The 14,159-nt window shown below is 71.4% G+C and carries 12 protein-coding genes; 4 read left to right on the forward strand and 8 right to left on the reverse strand.

Annotated features, from left to right (window positions below; translation table 11 throughout):
* The 5 genes from VLI41_RS01485 to VLI41_RS01505 all read right to left on the reverse strand — a co-directional run.
* The coding region (locus VLI41_RS01485; RefSeq protein ID WP_325266280.1) for a hypothetical protein at positions 1-227 on the reverse strand (227 nt) is incomplete at its 3' end.
* Between the two features lie 113 nt (positions 228-340).
* Entirely contained in the window at positions 341-1,543 is a 1,203-nt protein-coding gene (locus tag VLI41_RS01490; RefSeq protein ID WP_325266281.1) for a CoA transferase, read from the reverse strand.
* The gene (locus VLI41_RS01495) at positions 1,543-2,709 is read right to left on the reverse strand and encodes an acyl-CoA dehydrogenase family protein (protein ID WP_325266282.1); all 1,167 of its coding nucleotides are present in this window, start codon (positions 2,707-2,709) and stop codon (positions 1,543-1,545) included. Before VLI41_RS01495 ends, VLI41_RS01490 begins: the two co-directional genes overlap by 1 nt.
* A gap of 8 nt (positions 2,710-2,717) precedes the next feature.
* Complete coding sequence (locus tag VLI41_RS01500; protein WP_325266283.1) at positions 2,718-3,050, reverse strand: DUF7508 domain-containing protein; 333 nt, start codon at positions 3,048-3,050, stop codon at positions 2,718-2,720.
* A complete protein-coding gene (locus VLI41_RS01505; protein ID WP_325266284.1) occupies positions 3,050-3,805 on the reverse strand; it encodes an enoyl-CoA hydratase/isomerase family protein in 756 nt (251 codons plus the stop codon). Before VLI41_RS01505 ends, VLI41_RS01500 begins: the two co-directional genes overlap by 1 nt.
* Positions 3,806-4,010: 205 nt before the next feature.
* On the opposite strand from VLI41_RS01505, the gene dnaG reads away from it, so the two are divergent.
* Positions 4,011-5,921 carry a DNA primase gene (gene dnaG, locus VLI41_RS01510; RefSeq protein ID WP_325266285.1) on the forward strand — a complete coding sequence of 637 codons (1,911 nt, stop codon included), beginning with the start codon at positions 4,011-4,013 and terminating at the stop codon, positions 5,919-5,921.
* Positions 5,922-5,967: 46 nt separating this feature from the next.
* Here the strand turns inward: dnaG and VLI41_RS01515 are convergent, their stop codons facing one another.
* The 3 genes from VLI41_RS01515 to VLI41_RS01525 are packed head-to-tail and all read right to left on the reverse strand — an operon-like array spanning position 5,968 to position 6,825.
* Positions 5,968-6,141: a hypothetical protein gene (locus VLI41_RS01515; RefSeq protein WP_325266286.1), complete on the reverse strand. Its 174-nt coding sequence runs from the start codon at positions 6,139-6,141 to the stop codon at positions 5,968-5,970.
* 47 nt (positions 6,142-6,188) lie between these two features.
* Complete coding sequence (locus VLI41_RS01520; protein ID WP_325266287.1) at positions 6,189-6,584, reverse strand: DUF2442 domain-containing protein; 396 nt, start codon at positions 6,582-6,584, stop codon at positions 6,189-6,191.
* Positions 6,577-6,825: a DUF4160 domain-containing protein gene (locus VLI41_RS01525; RefSeq protein WP_325266288.1), complete on the reverse strand. Its 249-nt coding sequence runs from the start codon at positions 6,823-6,825 to the stop codon at positions 6,577-6,579. Before VLI41_RS01525 ends, VLI41_RS01520 begins: the two co-directional genes overlap by 8 nt.
* Positions 6,826-7,001: 176 nt before the next feature.
* Between VLI41_RS01525 and VLI41_RS01530 the strand changes: the two genes are divergently transcribed.
* The 3 genes from VLI41_RS01530 (at position 7,002) to rpoD (ending at position 14,134) form a co-directional block, all read left to right on the forward strand.
* Entirely contained in the window at positions 7,002-9,962 is a 2,961-nt protein-coding gene (locus tag VLI41_RS01530) for a class I SAM-dependent DNA methyltransferase (protein WP_325266289.1), read from the forward strand.
* Positions 9,963-10,089: 127 nt separating this feature from the next.
* Positions 10,090-11,724 carry an acyl-CoA dehydrogenase family protein gene (locus tag VLI41_RS01535; RefSeq protein WP_325266290.1) on the forward strand — a complete coding sequence of 545 codons (1,635 nt, stop codon included), beginning with the start codon at positions 10,090-10,092 and terminating at the stop codon, positions 11,722-11,724.
* A gap of 469 nt (positions 11,725-12,193) precedes the next feature.
* Positions 12,194-14,134 (forward strand): RNA polymerase sigma factor RpoD, encoded by a 1,941-nt coding sequence (gene rpoD / locus VLI41_RS01540; protein ID WP_325266291.1) that lies wholly within the window; start codon positions 12,194-12,196, stop codon positions 14,132-14,134.
* Positions 14,135-14,159 lie beyond the last annotated feature (25 nt).

Below are 14,159 nucleotides of genomic sequence, written 5' to 3' on the forward strand. Positions count from 1 at the left end.
AGCTGCACCGCGCCTCTGCGGGCGGCGGCCAGCAGGGACGTGGCCATCACCACCGCGAAGATCGCGAACCAGAACAGGTCGCGCGCCCAGGTCTGCTGTTGGACGGGATTGTGCACGTCGTCCCCCGAACGGCCGCCGAGAAGCGCGGTGACGCCGAAGTAGTCGAGACAGCCGAGCGCCGCCCAGGTCAGGACCAGCGCGCCCACCACTCGCACCCACATGATCATGCGCCGACCCCCTTGAAACGCTGGCGCTTCACGGGCGCGAACATGGCGCCTTCGGCCCGGAAGTTCAAATCAAGCCTGCCTGAGCCGACGTCGCGGGGGGAATTGGGGGACGTCTAGATCGCGCCATCGGCCTTCAGCCGCTCCACCTCTGCGGCGTCGAGGCCGAGGAGCTGGCCATAGATTTCGAGGTTGTCCGCGCCGATCGCGCGGCTCGGCTCGGCCGGGGGCTGGGGCGTGCCGTGATAGCGCAGCGGGCTGTTCGGCACCGTGATACGGCCGAGGCTGGGGTGGTCGATGGCCTCCAGCATCCCGCGGCCCTTCATGTGATCGTTGGCGAGCACCTCGTGCAGGTCGCGCACCGGCGCCGAGGGGACCTTGTGCCGGCCGGTGGCGGCGAAGATCTCGGCGCGGCTCAGCCCCGCCGCCCAGGCTTCCACCACCGCGTCGGTCTCGGCCATGTGCGCCACGCGCGCCGCGTTGGTCGCGAACCGGGGATCGCCCGCCAGGTCCTCGCGGCCCATGGCGCGCAGCAGCGCGGCCCAGTGGTCGTCGTTGTTGCAGATGATCGCGAACCAGCCGTCGCGGCAGGCGTAGACGTTGTAAGGGCTGATGGCCAAGCCGCCGTGACGGTTGCCGGTGCGGCCGAGCGGCCGGTCGGGGTTGTTGTGGACCATGCCCAGGTTGGAGGCCAGCGTCGGGAACATCGTCTCGATCATCGCCACCTCGACCAGCCGACCGCGGCCGGTGCGCTCGCGCTCGAACAGGGCCGTGGCGATCGCGCCGTAGAGGTGCGTGCCCGACAGGAAGTCGGCGATCGCCGGTCCCGCCTTCACCGGCGGTCCGTCCGGGAAGCCGGTGACGCTGATCGCGCCGGAGGCCGCCTGGATGGTGATGTCCATGGCCAGGTTGTCGCGCTCCGGTCCCGAGAGGCCGTAGCCGGTCGCCGAGGCGTAGATCAGCCGCGGATTGATCGCCATCAGCGCCTCGGCCCCGACGCCCAGCCGGTCCATCACGCCCGGCGCGAAGTTCTCCAGCAGCACGTCGGCCTTCACGACCATGGCCTTGAGCAGCTCGACGCCCTTCGGGCTCTTCAGGTTCAGCGTGATGGTCCGCTTGTTGGAATTCAGCATGGCGAGGGGGAGCGAGGCGCCGCCGCCCACCGCCTCGCGCACCCGCAGCGGCTCGCCGCGCGGCGGCTCGATCTTGATCACGTTCGCGCCCGCCTTGGCGAGCAGCAGGCCGGCGTAGGGGCCCTGATAGACCTGGCCGAAGTCGAGCACGGTGATCCCGGCGAGGGGCGGCGGCCGCGCCTCCATCAGTAGAGCGCCTGGTCGAACAGGTCGCGCGCCATGACGATCCGCTGCACCTCGCTCGGGCCCTCGCCGATCCGGCGGATGCGCATCTCGCGGTACCAGCGCTCGAGCGGCAGGTCCTTGGTCACGCCGTAGCCGCCGTGGATCTGGATGGCGCGGTCGACCACCCGGCTCGCGCCTTCGCTGGCCAGCAGCTTGGCCATCGCCGCCTCGGTGCGGAACGGCTCGCCCCGGGCCGCCTTGCAGGCCGCCGCCAGGATCGCCCAGCGGGCGGTGCGGATGTCGATCTCGTTGTCGACCACCATCCACTGGATCGCCTGGCGGGTGGAGAGCGCCGCGCCGAAGGTCTCGCGCTGCTTGGCGTAGGCGATCGCCATCTCCTGGGCGCGGACCGCGACGCCGAGGCACCCGGCCGCATAGGGGATGCGCTGGCGCGTCAGCCGGTCGTTGGCGATCGCGAAGCCGCGGTTCACCTCGCCCAGCACGTTGGCGTGCGGCACCCGCGCGTCCTCGAACTGCAGCTCGGTGCCGTAGTGGCCGGAGCGCAGGGTGTGCACCACGCGGCGGACGTAGAAGCCCGGCGTGTCGGCGTCGACGATGAAGCAGGTGATGCCGCCGCGGCCCTTCTCGGCGTCGGTGCGCGCGAAGACGATGCCGAAGTCGGCCCCGTCGGCCCCGGAGATGAAGATCTTCGCCCCGGTGATCACCCACGTATCGCCGTCTCGCACCGCCTTGGTGCGGATCGCGCGGGCCGGATCGGAGCCGCCGGAGGGCTCGGTCAGCCCGAAGAAGCCCCGCTTCTCGCCGCGCAGCATGGGGAACAGGTAGCGCTCCTTCTGGTCCTCGTTGGCTTCGTAGAGCTGCGCCAGCCCGGCCCCGCCGAACGCGCCGAAGCAGGGGGAGTAGAGCCCCGCCCGGTGCTGCGCCGTCTCGACGGCGATCAGCGTCTGGGTCACGATGTCGACGTCGGGTCCGCCGAATTCCGGCGGGATGCCCAGGCCGTAGAGCCCCATGGCGCGGGTCTTCCCGACCAGCCGCGCGTGGTCCTCGGGCTCCAGGCGCGAGGCGTCCGGATCGAGCTTCGCCTCCAGCGGCCAGACCTCCTCGCGGACGAACCGGCGGACCTGGTCGACGATCAGCGCCTGCTCCTCGCTGGGCTCGAAGTCCATGGCGCCTCCTATCCGGGACTGAGCCGGCCGAGCCGCCGGCGCGCCTCGGCGGCGTTGCCGGGCGGCAGCTGGCCGTGATCGGCCGCATGGACCATCAGTAGCTCCTCGTAGCGGCTCATGTATTGCGAGGTGACCTCGGTGCGGAACATCGCGGCCTCGCGCTTCGCCAGCGCCGCCTCGAGCTCGCTGCGCAGCCCGAACAGGGTGCGCCCGCCGGCGTAGCCGATGCGGACCACCTCGCCCGCAGAATCGCCGAGCTGGAAGACGCCCAATTCGGCCGGCAGGTCGGCGACCGCCTCGGCCGTCAGCACCCGCCAGGGCTTGTCCAGGCGCACGCCCATCACCGGCCCTCGAAGCGCGGCGGGCGCTTCTCCAGCATCGCCGCCATGCCCTCGCGCGCATCGGCGCTCAGCGAGGCGGCGGCCACCAGCGCGTCGACGTCGTCGTGCGGAATCGCCTCGCGGAACGCCATCGCCCGGACCAGCAGCGCCTTCATCGCCCGGAGCGACAGGGGCGCATTGGCGGCCAGGCGCTCGATGATGGCGCGCGCGGCCGCGTCCAGCCCCTCCGGCGGGACGGCCCGGTGGATCAGCCCGAGCTCGGCCATCCGGCGGGCCGGCAGCAGGTCGCCCAGCAGCAGCATCTCGCGCGCGCCCACAGGCCCCGCCACCTCGAGCAGCTTCTTGGCCAGGAACCAGGAGGGCGCGAGCCCGATCTTCGCCAGGCTCATGCCGAACCGCGCCGTCTCGCTCGCCACCACGAAATCGCAGTGCAGGGCGAGCTCGTTACCGCCGGCGATCGCATCGCCCTGCACCACGGCCACCGCCGGCAGCGGATAGAGCTCGATCGCGTGCAGCATCGCCTCGATCGCGCCCGAGGCCAGCCCCCCGCCGCGGCGCTCGCGCAGGTCCAGGCCGGCGCAGAAGGCCGGCCCCTCCGCCCGGATCACCGCCACGCGCTCGGCGGGCGAAGGCGCCTCGGCGAACGCCGCCTCGAGCCGTCCCAGCATCTCGGCGTCGAGCGCGTTGCGCTTCTCCGGCCGCGCGAGCGTCACCTCCCGCACCGGCCCTCGAACCTCGACCCGGATCGTCTCCATCGCCTCCCGCCATTCGTTTTCTTCGTTCTAGCGGCCACGGCCCGAAGGCGCGAGCGCCGGCGTGGTTTCGATGGTCTGGCGCGAAGCGCCTTCCGCGTCGTTCCGCGTTTTCCGCGGTTCAGAATGGACGGCGAAGTTTGCGCCGCATTGCCGGGCGCCCCTCTTGGGGGGCTATGATGCGGCGCCTCCAGGGGGCGGGCATCCGTTGCGCTTCGACGAACACTTCCTCGACGAGATCAAGTCGCGGCTGCGGCCGAGCGACGTGATCGGCCGCACGGTGAAGCTCCGCAAGCAGGGCCGCGAGTACGTGGGCCTGTCGCCGTTCACCAAGGAGAAGACGCCGTCCTTCTACGTCAATGACGACAAGGGCCAGTTCTTCGACTTCTCGTCGGGCAAGACCGGCGACCTGATCAGCTTCCTGCAGGAGACCGAGCGGCTCTCCTTCGTCGAGGCCGTCGAGCGGCTGGCGGCCGAGGCGGGCGTGCCGCTGCCGGCCGTCGATCCCCGCGCCGCCGAGCAGGAGAAGACCCGCCAGGGGCTGCTCGACTGGCTGGAGACCGCCTGCCAGTGGTTCGAGGCCGAGCTGAAGCGGCCCGCCGGGCGCGAGGCCCGCGCCTATCTCGAGACGCGCGGCCTGCCCGAGGCCGACTGGGCCCGCTTCCGGCTGGGCTTCTCGCCGGCCGGGCGCACGGCGCTGAAGGACTACCTGGTCGCCAAGGGCGCGCGCCCGGCCGAGCTGGTCGAGGCGGGCCTCTTGATCGCGCCGGAGGAGGGCGGGGCGCCCTACGACCGCTTCCGCGACCGCATCATCTTCCCGATCCTCGACGCGCGCGGCCGGGTGGTCTCGTTCGGCGGCCGGGCGATGGATCCGCAGGCGCGCGCCAAGTACCTGAACGGCCCCGAGACCGCCGCCTTCCACAAGGGACGCCAGCTCTACGGCCTTTCCGAAGCGCGCAAGATGCTGGCCGCAGCGCCGGCCGGCGAGGCGCCGCCGCTGGTCGTCGTCGAAGGCTACATGGACGTCATCGCCTGCCAGCGGGCGGGCGTCCCGGCGGTCGCGGCCATGGGCACGGCGCTGGGCGAAGAGCAGATGGAGGCGCTGTGGCGCCACCACCCCGAACCCACCCTGTGCTTCGACGGCGACCGCGCCGGCCGGCAGGCGGCGGCCAGGACCATCGATCGGGCGCTGCCGCTGCTCGCCCCCGGCCGCTCCTTCCGCTTCGCCCTGGTCGAGGGCGGCAAGGACCCGGACGAGGTGCTGCGCGAGCAGGGCCCCGCGGCGCTGAAGGCCCAGCTCGCCAGGACCACGCCCTTTGTCGAGGCGCTGTTCCTGCGCGAGCGCGACCTGGAGCCGCTGGACACCCCCGAGCGCCGCACGGCGCTGAAAGCCAGGCTACGCAAGGCCGCCGCCCAGATCGCCGACAAGGACCTCGCCGCCGCCTACAAGGAGGACCTGCTCGGCCGCTACGAACAACTCTGGCCGACCCGGGAGCCGGTCTACACCGTGGGGGCTGCGGCCCGCGAGCTCTCCCGCCGCGGCTGGGAGGGCCGGCGGCGCGCCGCCCCGCAGGGCGCGACGCCGCAGGGCCGCGCCGCCGCCCGCCAGCTCCGCGCCTCCGCCAAGCCGCTCGCCGCCGCCCTGGCGCTGGCGGCGGTGCGCGATCCGGCGGTGATCGACGCCTCCATCGAGCTGGTCGGGGCCCGCGGCTTCGGCGACGAGAAGCTCGACGCGATCGCCCGCGAGCTCGTCCAGCTCCGCTACGAGGCCGAGGGCCTGGACGCCGAGGCGGCGCTGCGCCGGCTGAAGGCCAGGGGCCTCGACGAGGCGCTGATCGAGCGCCTCGACGCCGACGCCCGCCGGGCCGGCGTCGCCGCGCCGTTCCTCGATCCCGCCGCCGCCCGCGAGCGGGCGCATGCGCTGTGGCGCCAGGCCTTCGACCTGCTGATGCGGCTGGAGAGCCTGGAGCGCGCCGTCGACGCCGCCGCCCAGGACCTCGCCCGCGACCAGGATTCCACGACCCTTCTGGCGCTCAAGGCGGAGCGCGACACCCTGCGCCGCCTGATCAACTCCGACTGGGCCGCCGAGACCCCGCCCGAGCCGGTCCTGCCGCACTGAGATCGCCCCTCATCCGTCATGGCGGCCATGACGATCGCGCGCGGGCCTACTCGTCGGACGTGGGCGGCTCGACCTGCTGATGACGGACCCGCCTGTTGAAGCTGTTCTTGGCGGCCTTTCGCGCGCCGGGGCGGAATCGCAGCAGCTTGCGCCAGCCGCTGAGCGCGTCCTGCTCGGTCCCCTTCTTCAGGGCCGCGCCAAACCTCTTTTCGTGGCCCATCGCGAGCATGCTCCTGCGGCCCAGCCTGTCGTCGCGGCCGGTGACGCTCAGGTGGTGACGCCGATTTCCTTCTTGGGCCGGCCGCCACGCTTGCCGTTCTCGCGCGAGGCTTGCGCCCGCGCCTCCCGCCGAGTCCAGTCCAGGGGTCCAAGGAAGGCCTCGAGCAGGCCGGACACGGCGTAGTCGGCGTCGAGGCGAGGGAAGTGGAGCGTGCTGCCGACGCCTTCCACGGTCACGCCCATAAGGTCTTCCGCCGGAGCCTCGGCGAGGCCTTGCGTCCGTCGCGGATCGAACGAGAAATCCAGGCCCGTGTCGAGGCGCACGATCACCCGATGAGACCTGCGGTCAAAGCGCGCGGAGACCGCGCAGGGAAGGGGGCGGCGGCGCTTGCGGTTGACGCCTCTCTTGAAGGACGCCTCATCCAGCAGTTTGAACTCAGCCATGGATGTCGCTCCAGACCTTGCAGCATTCGTCGATGTTGGCGGCGACTTCCAGCCCGAGCTCGTTGAGGCGCTTCAACGTCCAATCACCCTCGGCGTCCCAGAATTCGATCGGGCCATCGGGGCAGTTGAGTTTGAAGCGAGCTTCGCAACCCTTGCCGAACGCATGCACGTGAGCGGGCGGATGATCATTGGAATTAACGGCCACCCTGTATCGGCGGTGACTCCTGAAGACCGTCGCCATCGCCGCTTGTCCCATAGAACCTAGATGATGTCTAGGTTCTTGCATTCAAGGCTCGTGCAGCGCTTGCGCCATGTCCCCCGCTCATCCCGGAGCAGGCCGGGATGCAGCCCGAGCCGCCGGCGCCGCATGGCGCGCACCGTCGCGGGCGCTAAGCTGTCGGACGAGTCGGGGATGCGATGACGCCTGCCGAGTTCGTCCGTAAGTGGAGCGACAGCGAGCTGCGCGAGCGGCAGGCCTCGCAGTCGCATTTCAACGACCTGTGCGCCATCCTGGGCGTGCCGACCCCCACGGAGGCTGACCCGAAGGGCGACCACTACTGCTTCGAACGCGGCGCGGAGAAGGTCGGCGGCGGCGACGGGTGGGCCGACGTCTGGCGGCGGCACTGCTTCGGCTGGGAGTACAAGGGCAAGCACCGGGACCTGAACGCGGCGCTGCGCCAGCTGCAGGCCTACGCCCTCGACCTGGAGAACCCGCCCTATCTGGTCGTCTCCGACATGGAGCGGATCGTCGTTCACACCAACTGGACGAACACCGTCTCCAGGAAGCTCGAGCTGTCGCTGGGCGATCTGCTCGACCCGGCGAAGCTGCACCTGCTGCGCGTCGTCTTCGACGGCTCGGAGGAGCTGAAGCCCCGGTTCAGCCCGCAGGAGCTGACCGCCAAGGCCGCCGAGCGGTTCGGCGAGCTCGGCCGCAGGCTGCAGGAGCGGCGGCACGATCCGCGCGCCGTGGCCCACTTCCTGAACCGCCTGGTGTTCTGCATGTTCGCCGAGGACGCGGGCCTGCTGCCGAAGGACCTGTTCACCCGCACGGTGAAGGCGGTCGCGCTCAAGCCCGCGGCGGCGCAGGCCCAGCTTCGCGAGCTGTTCGACCGCATGGCGCGGCCGGGCGACACCTTCTTCGGCGAGCACCTGATCCGCTGGTTCAACGGCGGCCTGTTCGAGGATGCGGCCACCCTGCCGCTGGAGACCCCCGACCTCAAGCTGATCGCCGACACCGCCGAGGAGCACGACTGGTCGGAGATCGACCCCTCGGTGTTCGGCAGCCTGTTCGAGCAGGCGCTCAAGGCCACCCGCGAGCGGCCGGCGCTGGGCGCCCACTACACCGACCGCGAGAAGATCCTGAAGATCGTCGAGCCGGCGATCGTCCGTCCGCTGGCTGCGGAGTGGCAGGCGGCGCTGGACGAGGTCCGCGCAGAGGTGGCGCGGATCGACGAGGCGGAGGCCGCGCGCAAGGCGGTGCACGAGCGCGCCGCCGTCCAGATGCGGGCCGATCCGGCCGCCGCCAAGGCCGACGAGCCGAAGCGCCGGCGCGAGCTGACCCAGATCGCCAGGCGCCGCGACGCCGCCTATGGCGCCGCCAGGGACCGGGTGCAGGCCTGGCTCGACCGGCTGGCGGCGTTCCGCGTGCTCGACCCGGCCTGCGGCTCCGGCAACTTCCTCTATGTCGCGCTGCACGAGCTGATGGACCTGGAGCAGCGGGCCATCGTCGACGCCGAGCGGCTGGGGCTCAGAGGTTTCCTGCCGCAGGTGGGGCTGCAGTGCGTGCGTGGCCTGGAGATCGACCGCTACGCCGCCGAGCTGGCCCGCCTCACGCTGTGGATCGGCTACCTGCAATGGACGCTGAAGAAGGCCACCCGGCCGCCGCCCGACCCGGTGCTCTCCACCCTCGACCAGATCGAGAACCGCGACGCCCTGCTGAACCCCGACGGCTCGGAGGCCGAGTGGCCGCCCGCCGACGCCATCATCGGAAATCCGCCGTTCCTGGGCGGCAAGCGGATGCGCGAGAACCTGGGCGATGCGGCCGTCGAGCGGCTGTTTTCCGCCTATCGCGGGCGGGTGCCGGCGGAGGCCGACCTCGTGGCCTACTGGGTGGAGAAGGCCTGGCGGGCGATCCAGGCCGGCCGCGCCGTGCGCGCGGGGCTGGTCACCACCAATTCGATCCGCGGCGGCGCGAACCGGCGGGTGCTCGATCCGATCTGCGACGCCGAGGCCATGTGGGAGGCCTGGGCGGACGAGCCGTGGGTGCTGGAAGGCGCGGCCGTGCGCGTCTCGATGCTGGGCTTCGGTGCGGGGTTCACCGAGCGGCGGATGGACGGCCGCGTGGCGGCGCAGATCAATTCGGACCTCACCTCGGCCGCCTTCGACCTGACCAAGGCGGCGCGCCTGAAGGAGAACGCCGGGGTCGCCTTCATGGGCGACACCAAAGGGGGCGCCTTCGACATTCCGGGCGAGCTCGCGCGCGAATGGCTGCGCCTGCCGCTCAATCCGAACGGCCGTCCGAACAGCGACGTGCTCAAGCCCTGGCGCAACGGCATGGACGTGACGCGGCGGCCGGCCGACAAGTGGATCATCGACTTCGGCTGGCAGATGAGCGAGGCGGAGGCGGCGCTCTACGAGGCGCCGTTCCGGCATCTGCTGCTTCACGTGAAGCCCGAGCGGGAGCGCAACAACCGCGAGGCCTACCGGCTCAACTGGTGGCGGCACGTGGAGCCGAGGCCGTCCATGTGGAATAAATTGGAAGGCCATCCGCGCTACCTTGCAACGCCGACTGTCTCCAAACATCGGTTCTTTGTGGGGTTGCCGACCGCTGTCTGTCCGGACCATCAGCTCATCGTGGTCGCTGACGATGGCGAGGTGATCTTCGGGGTCCTGCAGAGCCGGATGCATGAACTTTGGGCCATACGGCTGGGTACCTGGCTTGGGGCTGGAAACGACCCCCGCTACACACCTTCAACGACCTTCGAGACCTTCCCCTTCCCAGACGGCCTGACGCCCGACCTGCCGGCCGAGGCTTATGCAGCCGACCCTCGCGCCCAGGCCATCGCCGAAGCGGCCCGCAGGCTCGACGAGCTGCGGCAAGTCTGGCTGAACCCGCCGGACCTCGTGGTCCGCGAGCCCGAGGTGGTCGCGGGCTATCCCGAGCGCATCCGCCCGAAGGACGAAGCGGCGGCCAAGGCGCTGAAGGCGCGCACGCTGACCAATCTCTACAATGAGCGCCCGGCCTGGCTGGACATGGCGCACAGGACGCTCGATGCGGCCGTCGCCGCCGCCTACGGCTGGCCCGCGGACCTGGCCGACGAGGCGATCCTCGAACGCCTCTTCGCGCTCAACCAGCAGCGGGCCGCGGCGGGGCGGTAGGGCCGCCGCCCGCCCGTGAAACGCCCCCTCCTCTATCGAGGAGGAGGGCTATCGCCGATGCTCCCGGGGGCGCACCGATCGGGCCGCCATGCGTTCGGACCCCAGGGGTGGCCGGGAGGCCCGATCCATGTCGCATCGCAATCCGCGCACGCGGCTCGCCACCCACGAGGTCGTCAACCAGTCCGCGCCGCTGGAGGACGTGAACCTGTTCGCGGCCGACGAGATCCTGCGCTCGGCCTGCGCCTGGTCGGGCGCGGGGGCGCACGCCCCGCGGCTGCGGGCGTTCGGCGAGCGGGTCGGCTCGGCCGAGGCGCAGGCCTGGGGCGCGCAGGCCAACGCCGCCCCGCCGGCGCTGCGCGCGTTCGACCGGTTCGGCCGCCGGATCGACGAGGTGGAGTTCCACCCCGCCTACCACCGGCTGATGGCGCTGGGGCTGGAGGCCGGCGTCTCCGGAGCGGCCTGGACGACGCCCGCCTGCGGCCACGCGCTCCACGCCGCGCTGCTGTTCCTGATGGGCCAGGCCGACTACGGGGTCTGCTGCCCGATGTCGATGACCTACGCCGCCGTGCCGGCGCTGCGCGCCGAGCCTGCGCTCGCCGAGGCCTGGGTCCCGCGGGTCACCGCCGAGGCCTACGATCCGCGCGTCATCCCGGCGCCTGAGAAGCGGGCGGCGACGCTGGGCATGGCCATGACCGAGAAGCAGGGCGGCTCCGACGTGCGCGCCAACGCCACCCGCGCCGAGCCGCAGGCCGACGGCGGCTACCGGCTCGTGGGCCACAAGTGGTTCTGCTCGGCGCCGATGTCGGACGGCTTCCTGACCCTGGCCTATGCGGAGGGGGGCCTGACCTGCTTCCTCGCGCCGCGCTGGACGCCCGACGGCGAGCGCAATGCGATCGAGATCCAGCGCCTGAAGGACAAGCTCGGCGACCGCTCCAACGCCTCGGCGGAGATCGAGTACCGCGGCGCCTACGCCCGGCGGGTCGGGCCGGAGGGCCGCGGCGTGCGCACCATCATCGAGATGGTGCAGCTCACCCGCCTCGACTGCGTGATCGGCTCGGCGACCCAGATGCGCCAGGCGCTCAGCCTGGCGATCCGCCACGCGCAGGGCCGCGCCGCCTTCCAGCGCCGGCTGATCGACCAGCCGCTGATGCGCGCCGTGCTGGCCGACCTGGCGCTCGACGTCGAGGCCGCCACGGCGCTCGCCTTCCGCCTGGCCCGGGCGCTCGACCGCGCCGACGATCCCCGCGAGGCCGCGCTCGCCCGCATCGGCCTGCCGCTCGCCAAGTACCTGGTCACCAAGCGCGCCCCGGCCGTGGCCGCCGAGGCGCTGGAGTGCCTGGGGGGCGCGGGCTACGTCGAGGAGACGCCGATGGCGCGCATCTTCCGCCAGTCGCCGCTCAACGCGGTGTGGGAGGGCAGCGGCAACGTGATCGCCCTCGACCTGCTGCGCGCGCTGGCCCGCGAGCCGGACGCGCGCGAGGCGCTGGTGGGCGAGTTGCGGGAGGCCGCCGGCGGCGCGGCGGGCGCGGCGGCGGAGGCCGAGGCCCTGCTCTCCGGGAGCGTCCCCGAGGGCCAAGCCCGCCATGCCGTGGAGCGCCTGGCGCTCGGCCTCGCCTGGGCGGTCCTGGCCCGCCATGCGCCGGCCGCGGCGGCGGACGGCTTCGCCGCGCGGCGGCTGGACGCCCCCAGCCTGACGCTCGGGGCCGGCGGCCCGGCGATCGACGAGGACGCGCTCATCGCCCGCGCGACGCTCGCGACGTGAGCGGACCTCGCATGGCGTGTCCATGTCCCGGCTGCGACCAAATGCCCTAAGCGGTTCAGGCGCTTGGGTTTTCCATGCGGCGGGAGCTGCGGCGCGGGCGCCCTTGACACCGGCGTTCTGCGACGCCATCTCCGGCCTGCGGATTTAGCGCGCGTACGAAAGACATCGACCGGGCCGTCGCGCACTGCGGGCGCGCCCCTCATTCGAGCCGATGATGTCTCCCTCGTTGTGCGGGAATCCCCGTGTTCGCGGCCGCTCGCCGTCCTCGGGATGGCGGCGCGGGGCGAGGCCGTGCGTCGGCCCCCTGCGCCTGAAACGGACCCCGGACGACGGCGCGCGCGATCAGAACGGGAACATTTCGACGGAAGCGCGGGTCGTATCGTCGCGGCCCCTCATTTGTTGAGACGTCCTCACCACCTTCGGCCCGCGCCCTGAGCCCCGGCGCGCCCCGCCGAACCCGGAGATTTCGATGAGCACCACCACGGCCGAAGCGGAGACCCCGGAAACTCAGGGCGGCGACGGCCCCCTGCTCGATCTGACGGACGCCGCGGTCAAGAAGTTCATCAAGCAGGCCAAGGCCCGCGGCTACGTCACCATGGACGAGCTGAACAAGGTCCTGCCGTCCGAAGAGGTCACCTCCGAGGCGATCGAGGACACGCTGGCCATGCTCAGCGAGATGGGCGTCAACGTCGTGGAGTCCGAGGAGGACGCCGACGGCGGCGAGGTCGCGGTGCGCGAGGAGACCGCGCTGGTCGAGACGGCCAAGGAGCCGGCCTACGACCGCACCGACGATCCGGTGCGCATGTACCTGCGCGAGATGGGCTCGGTGGAGCTGCTCTCGCGTGAGGGCGAGATCGCCATCGCCAAGCGCATCGAGGCCGGCCGCGACACCATGATCCGCGGTCTGTGCGAGAGCGCGCTGACCTTCGAGGCGATCATGGTCTGGCGCGAGGAGCTGGCGTCGGGCCGCATCCTGCTGCGCGAGGTCATCGATCTGGAGCAGACCTACGGCGGCCAGGCCCAGGCCGACGGCGAGGTTGGCGCGGGCGAGGCCAACATGGCCGCCGCCGAGGAGCAGGAGGAGGCCGAGGCCGTCGAGGGCGCGCCGGAGGGCGAAAGCGAAGACGATTTCGACGACGGCGCGGGCCCCACCATCTCGGCCATGGAGGCCGAGCTGCGCGAGGGCGTCATGGCCGTGCTCGACGCCATCGCCGCGGAGTTCGAGAACTTCCGCCTGCTGCAGGAGAAGCTGGTCCTCCACAAGCTGAAGGGCGAGGATCTGCCGGAGGCCGACCGCAAGGCCTACAACGCGGCCACCACCGCGATCGTGCTTCACCTCAAGACCCTGAAGCTCAACAACAACCGCATCGAGGCCCTGGTCGAGCAGCTCTATGCGATCAACAAGCGCCTGATGGGCCTGGAAGGCCGCCTCCTGCGCCTGGCCGACAGTTACGGCATCAGCCGCTCGGAATTCCTGAAGGCCTACCTCGGCGCGGAGATGCGCCCCGACTGGAGCGGCCAGGTGAAGGCTCTGGGCGTCCGCTGGACCAAGTTCGCCGAGAACGACCACGGCCAGATCGCCGACATCCGCTCCGAGATCGGCGCGCTGGCGCAGGAGACCGGCGTCGCCATCGACGACTTCCGCCGCATCGTCCACACCGTGCAGAAGGGCGAACGCGAGGCCCGCCAGGCCAAGAAGGAGATGGTCGAGGCGAACCTGCGCCTGGTGATCTCCATCGCCAAGAAATACACCAACCGTGGCCTGCAGTTCCTGGACCTGATCCAGGAGGGCAACATCGGGCTGATGAAGGCGGTCGACAAGTTCGAGTACCGCCGCGGTTATAAGTTCAGCACCTACGCGACATGGTGGATCCGCCAGGCGATCACCCGCTCGATCGCCGACCAGGCGCGCACCATCCGCATCCCCGTGCACATGATCGAGACGATCAACAAGATCGTCCGCACCTCGCGCCAGATGCTGCACGAGATCGGCCGCGAGCCGACGCCCGAGGAGTTGGCCGAGAAGCTGGCCATGCCGCTCGAGAAGGTGCGCAAGGTGCTGAAGATCGCCAAGGAGCCGATCAGCCTGGAGACGCCGATCGGCGACGAGGAAGACAGCCACCTCGGCGATTTCATCCCCGACAACAACGCCATCCTGCCGATCGATGCGGCCATCCAGTCGAACCTGCGCGAGACCACCACGCGCGTGCTCGCCTCGCTGACCCCGCGCGAGGAACGGGTGCTGCGCATGCGCTTCGGCATCGGCATGAACACCGACCACACCCTGGAAGAGGTCGGCCAGCAGTTCTCGGTGACCCGCGAGCGCATCCGCCAGATCGAGGCCAAGGCGCTGCGCAAGCTCAAGCACCCCTCGCGCTCGCGCAAGCTCCGCAGCTTCCTCGACAGTTGACCGGCGGGCATCCGACGCTCAGCAT

Origin of the sequence: Phenylobacterium sp. (genome assembly GCF_035475775.1) — a bacterium.
Lineage (GTDB): Bacteria > Pseudomonadota > Alphaproteobacteria > Caulobacterales > Caulobacteraceae > Phenylobacterium.

Coding starts and splice junctions, on each gene's coding strand:
- VLI41_RS01490 (WP_325266281.1), bottom strand. CDS start 1,543: ATGGAGGCGCGGCCGCCGCCCCTCGCCGGGATCACCGTGCTCGACTTC.
- VLI41_RS01495 (WP_325266282.1), bottom strand. CDS start 2,709: ATGGACTTCGAGCCCAGCGAGGAGCAGGCGCTGATCGTCGACCAGGTC.
- VLI41_RS01500 (WP_325266283.1), bottom strand. CDS start 3,050: ATGGGCGTGCGCCTGGACAAGCCCTGGCGGGTGCTGACGGCCGAGGCG.
- VLI41_RS01505 (WP_325266284.1), bottom strand. CDS start 3,805: ATGGAGACGATCCGGGTCGAGGTTCGAGGGCCGGTGCGGGAGGTGACG.
- VLI41_RS01515 (WP_325266286.1), bottom strand. CDS start 6,141: ATGGGCCACGAAAAGAGGTTTGGCGCGGCCCTGAAGAAGGGGACCGAG.
- VLI41_RS01520 (WP_325266287.1), bottom strand. CDS start 6,584: ATGGCTGAGTTCAAACTGCTGGATGAGGCGTCCTTCAAGAGAGGCGTC.
- VLI41_RS01525 (WP_325266288.1), bottom strand. CDS start 6,825: ATGGCGACGGTCTTCAGGAGTCACCGCCGATACAGGGTGGCCGTTAAT.
- VLI41_RS01530 (WP_325266289.1), top strand. CDS start 7,002: ATGACGCCTGCCGAGTTCGTCCGTAAGTGGAGCGACAGCGAGCTGCGC.
- VLI41_RS01535 (WP_325266290.1), top strand. CDS start 10,090: ATGTCGCATCGCAATCCGCGCACGCGGCTCGCCACCCACGAGGTCGTC.
- rpoD (WP_325266291.1), top strand. CDS start 12,194: ATGAGCACCACCACGGCCGAAGCGGAGACCCCGGAAACTCAGGGCGGC.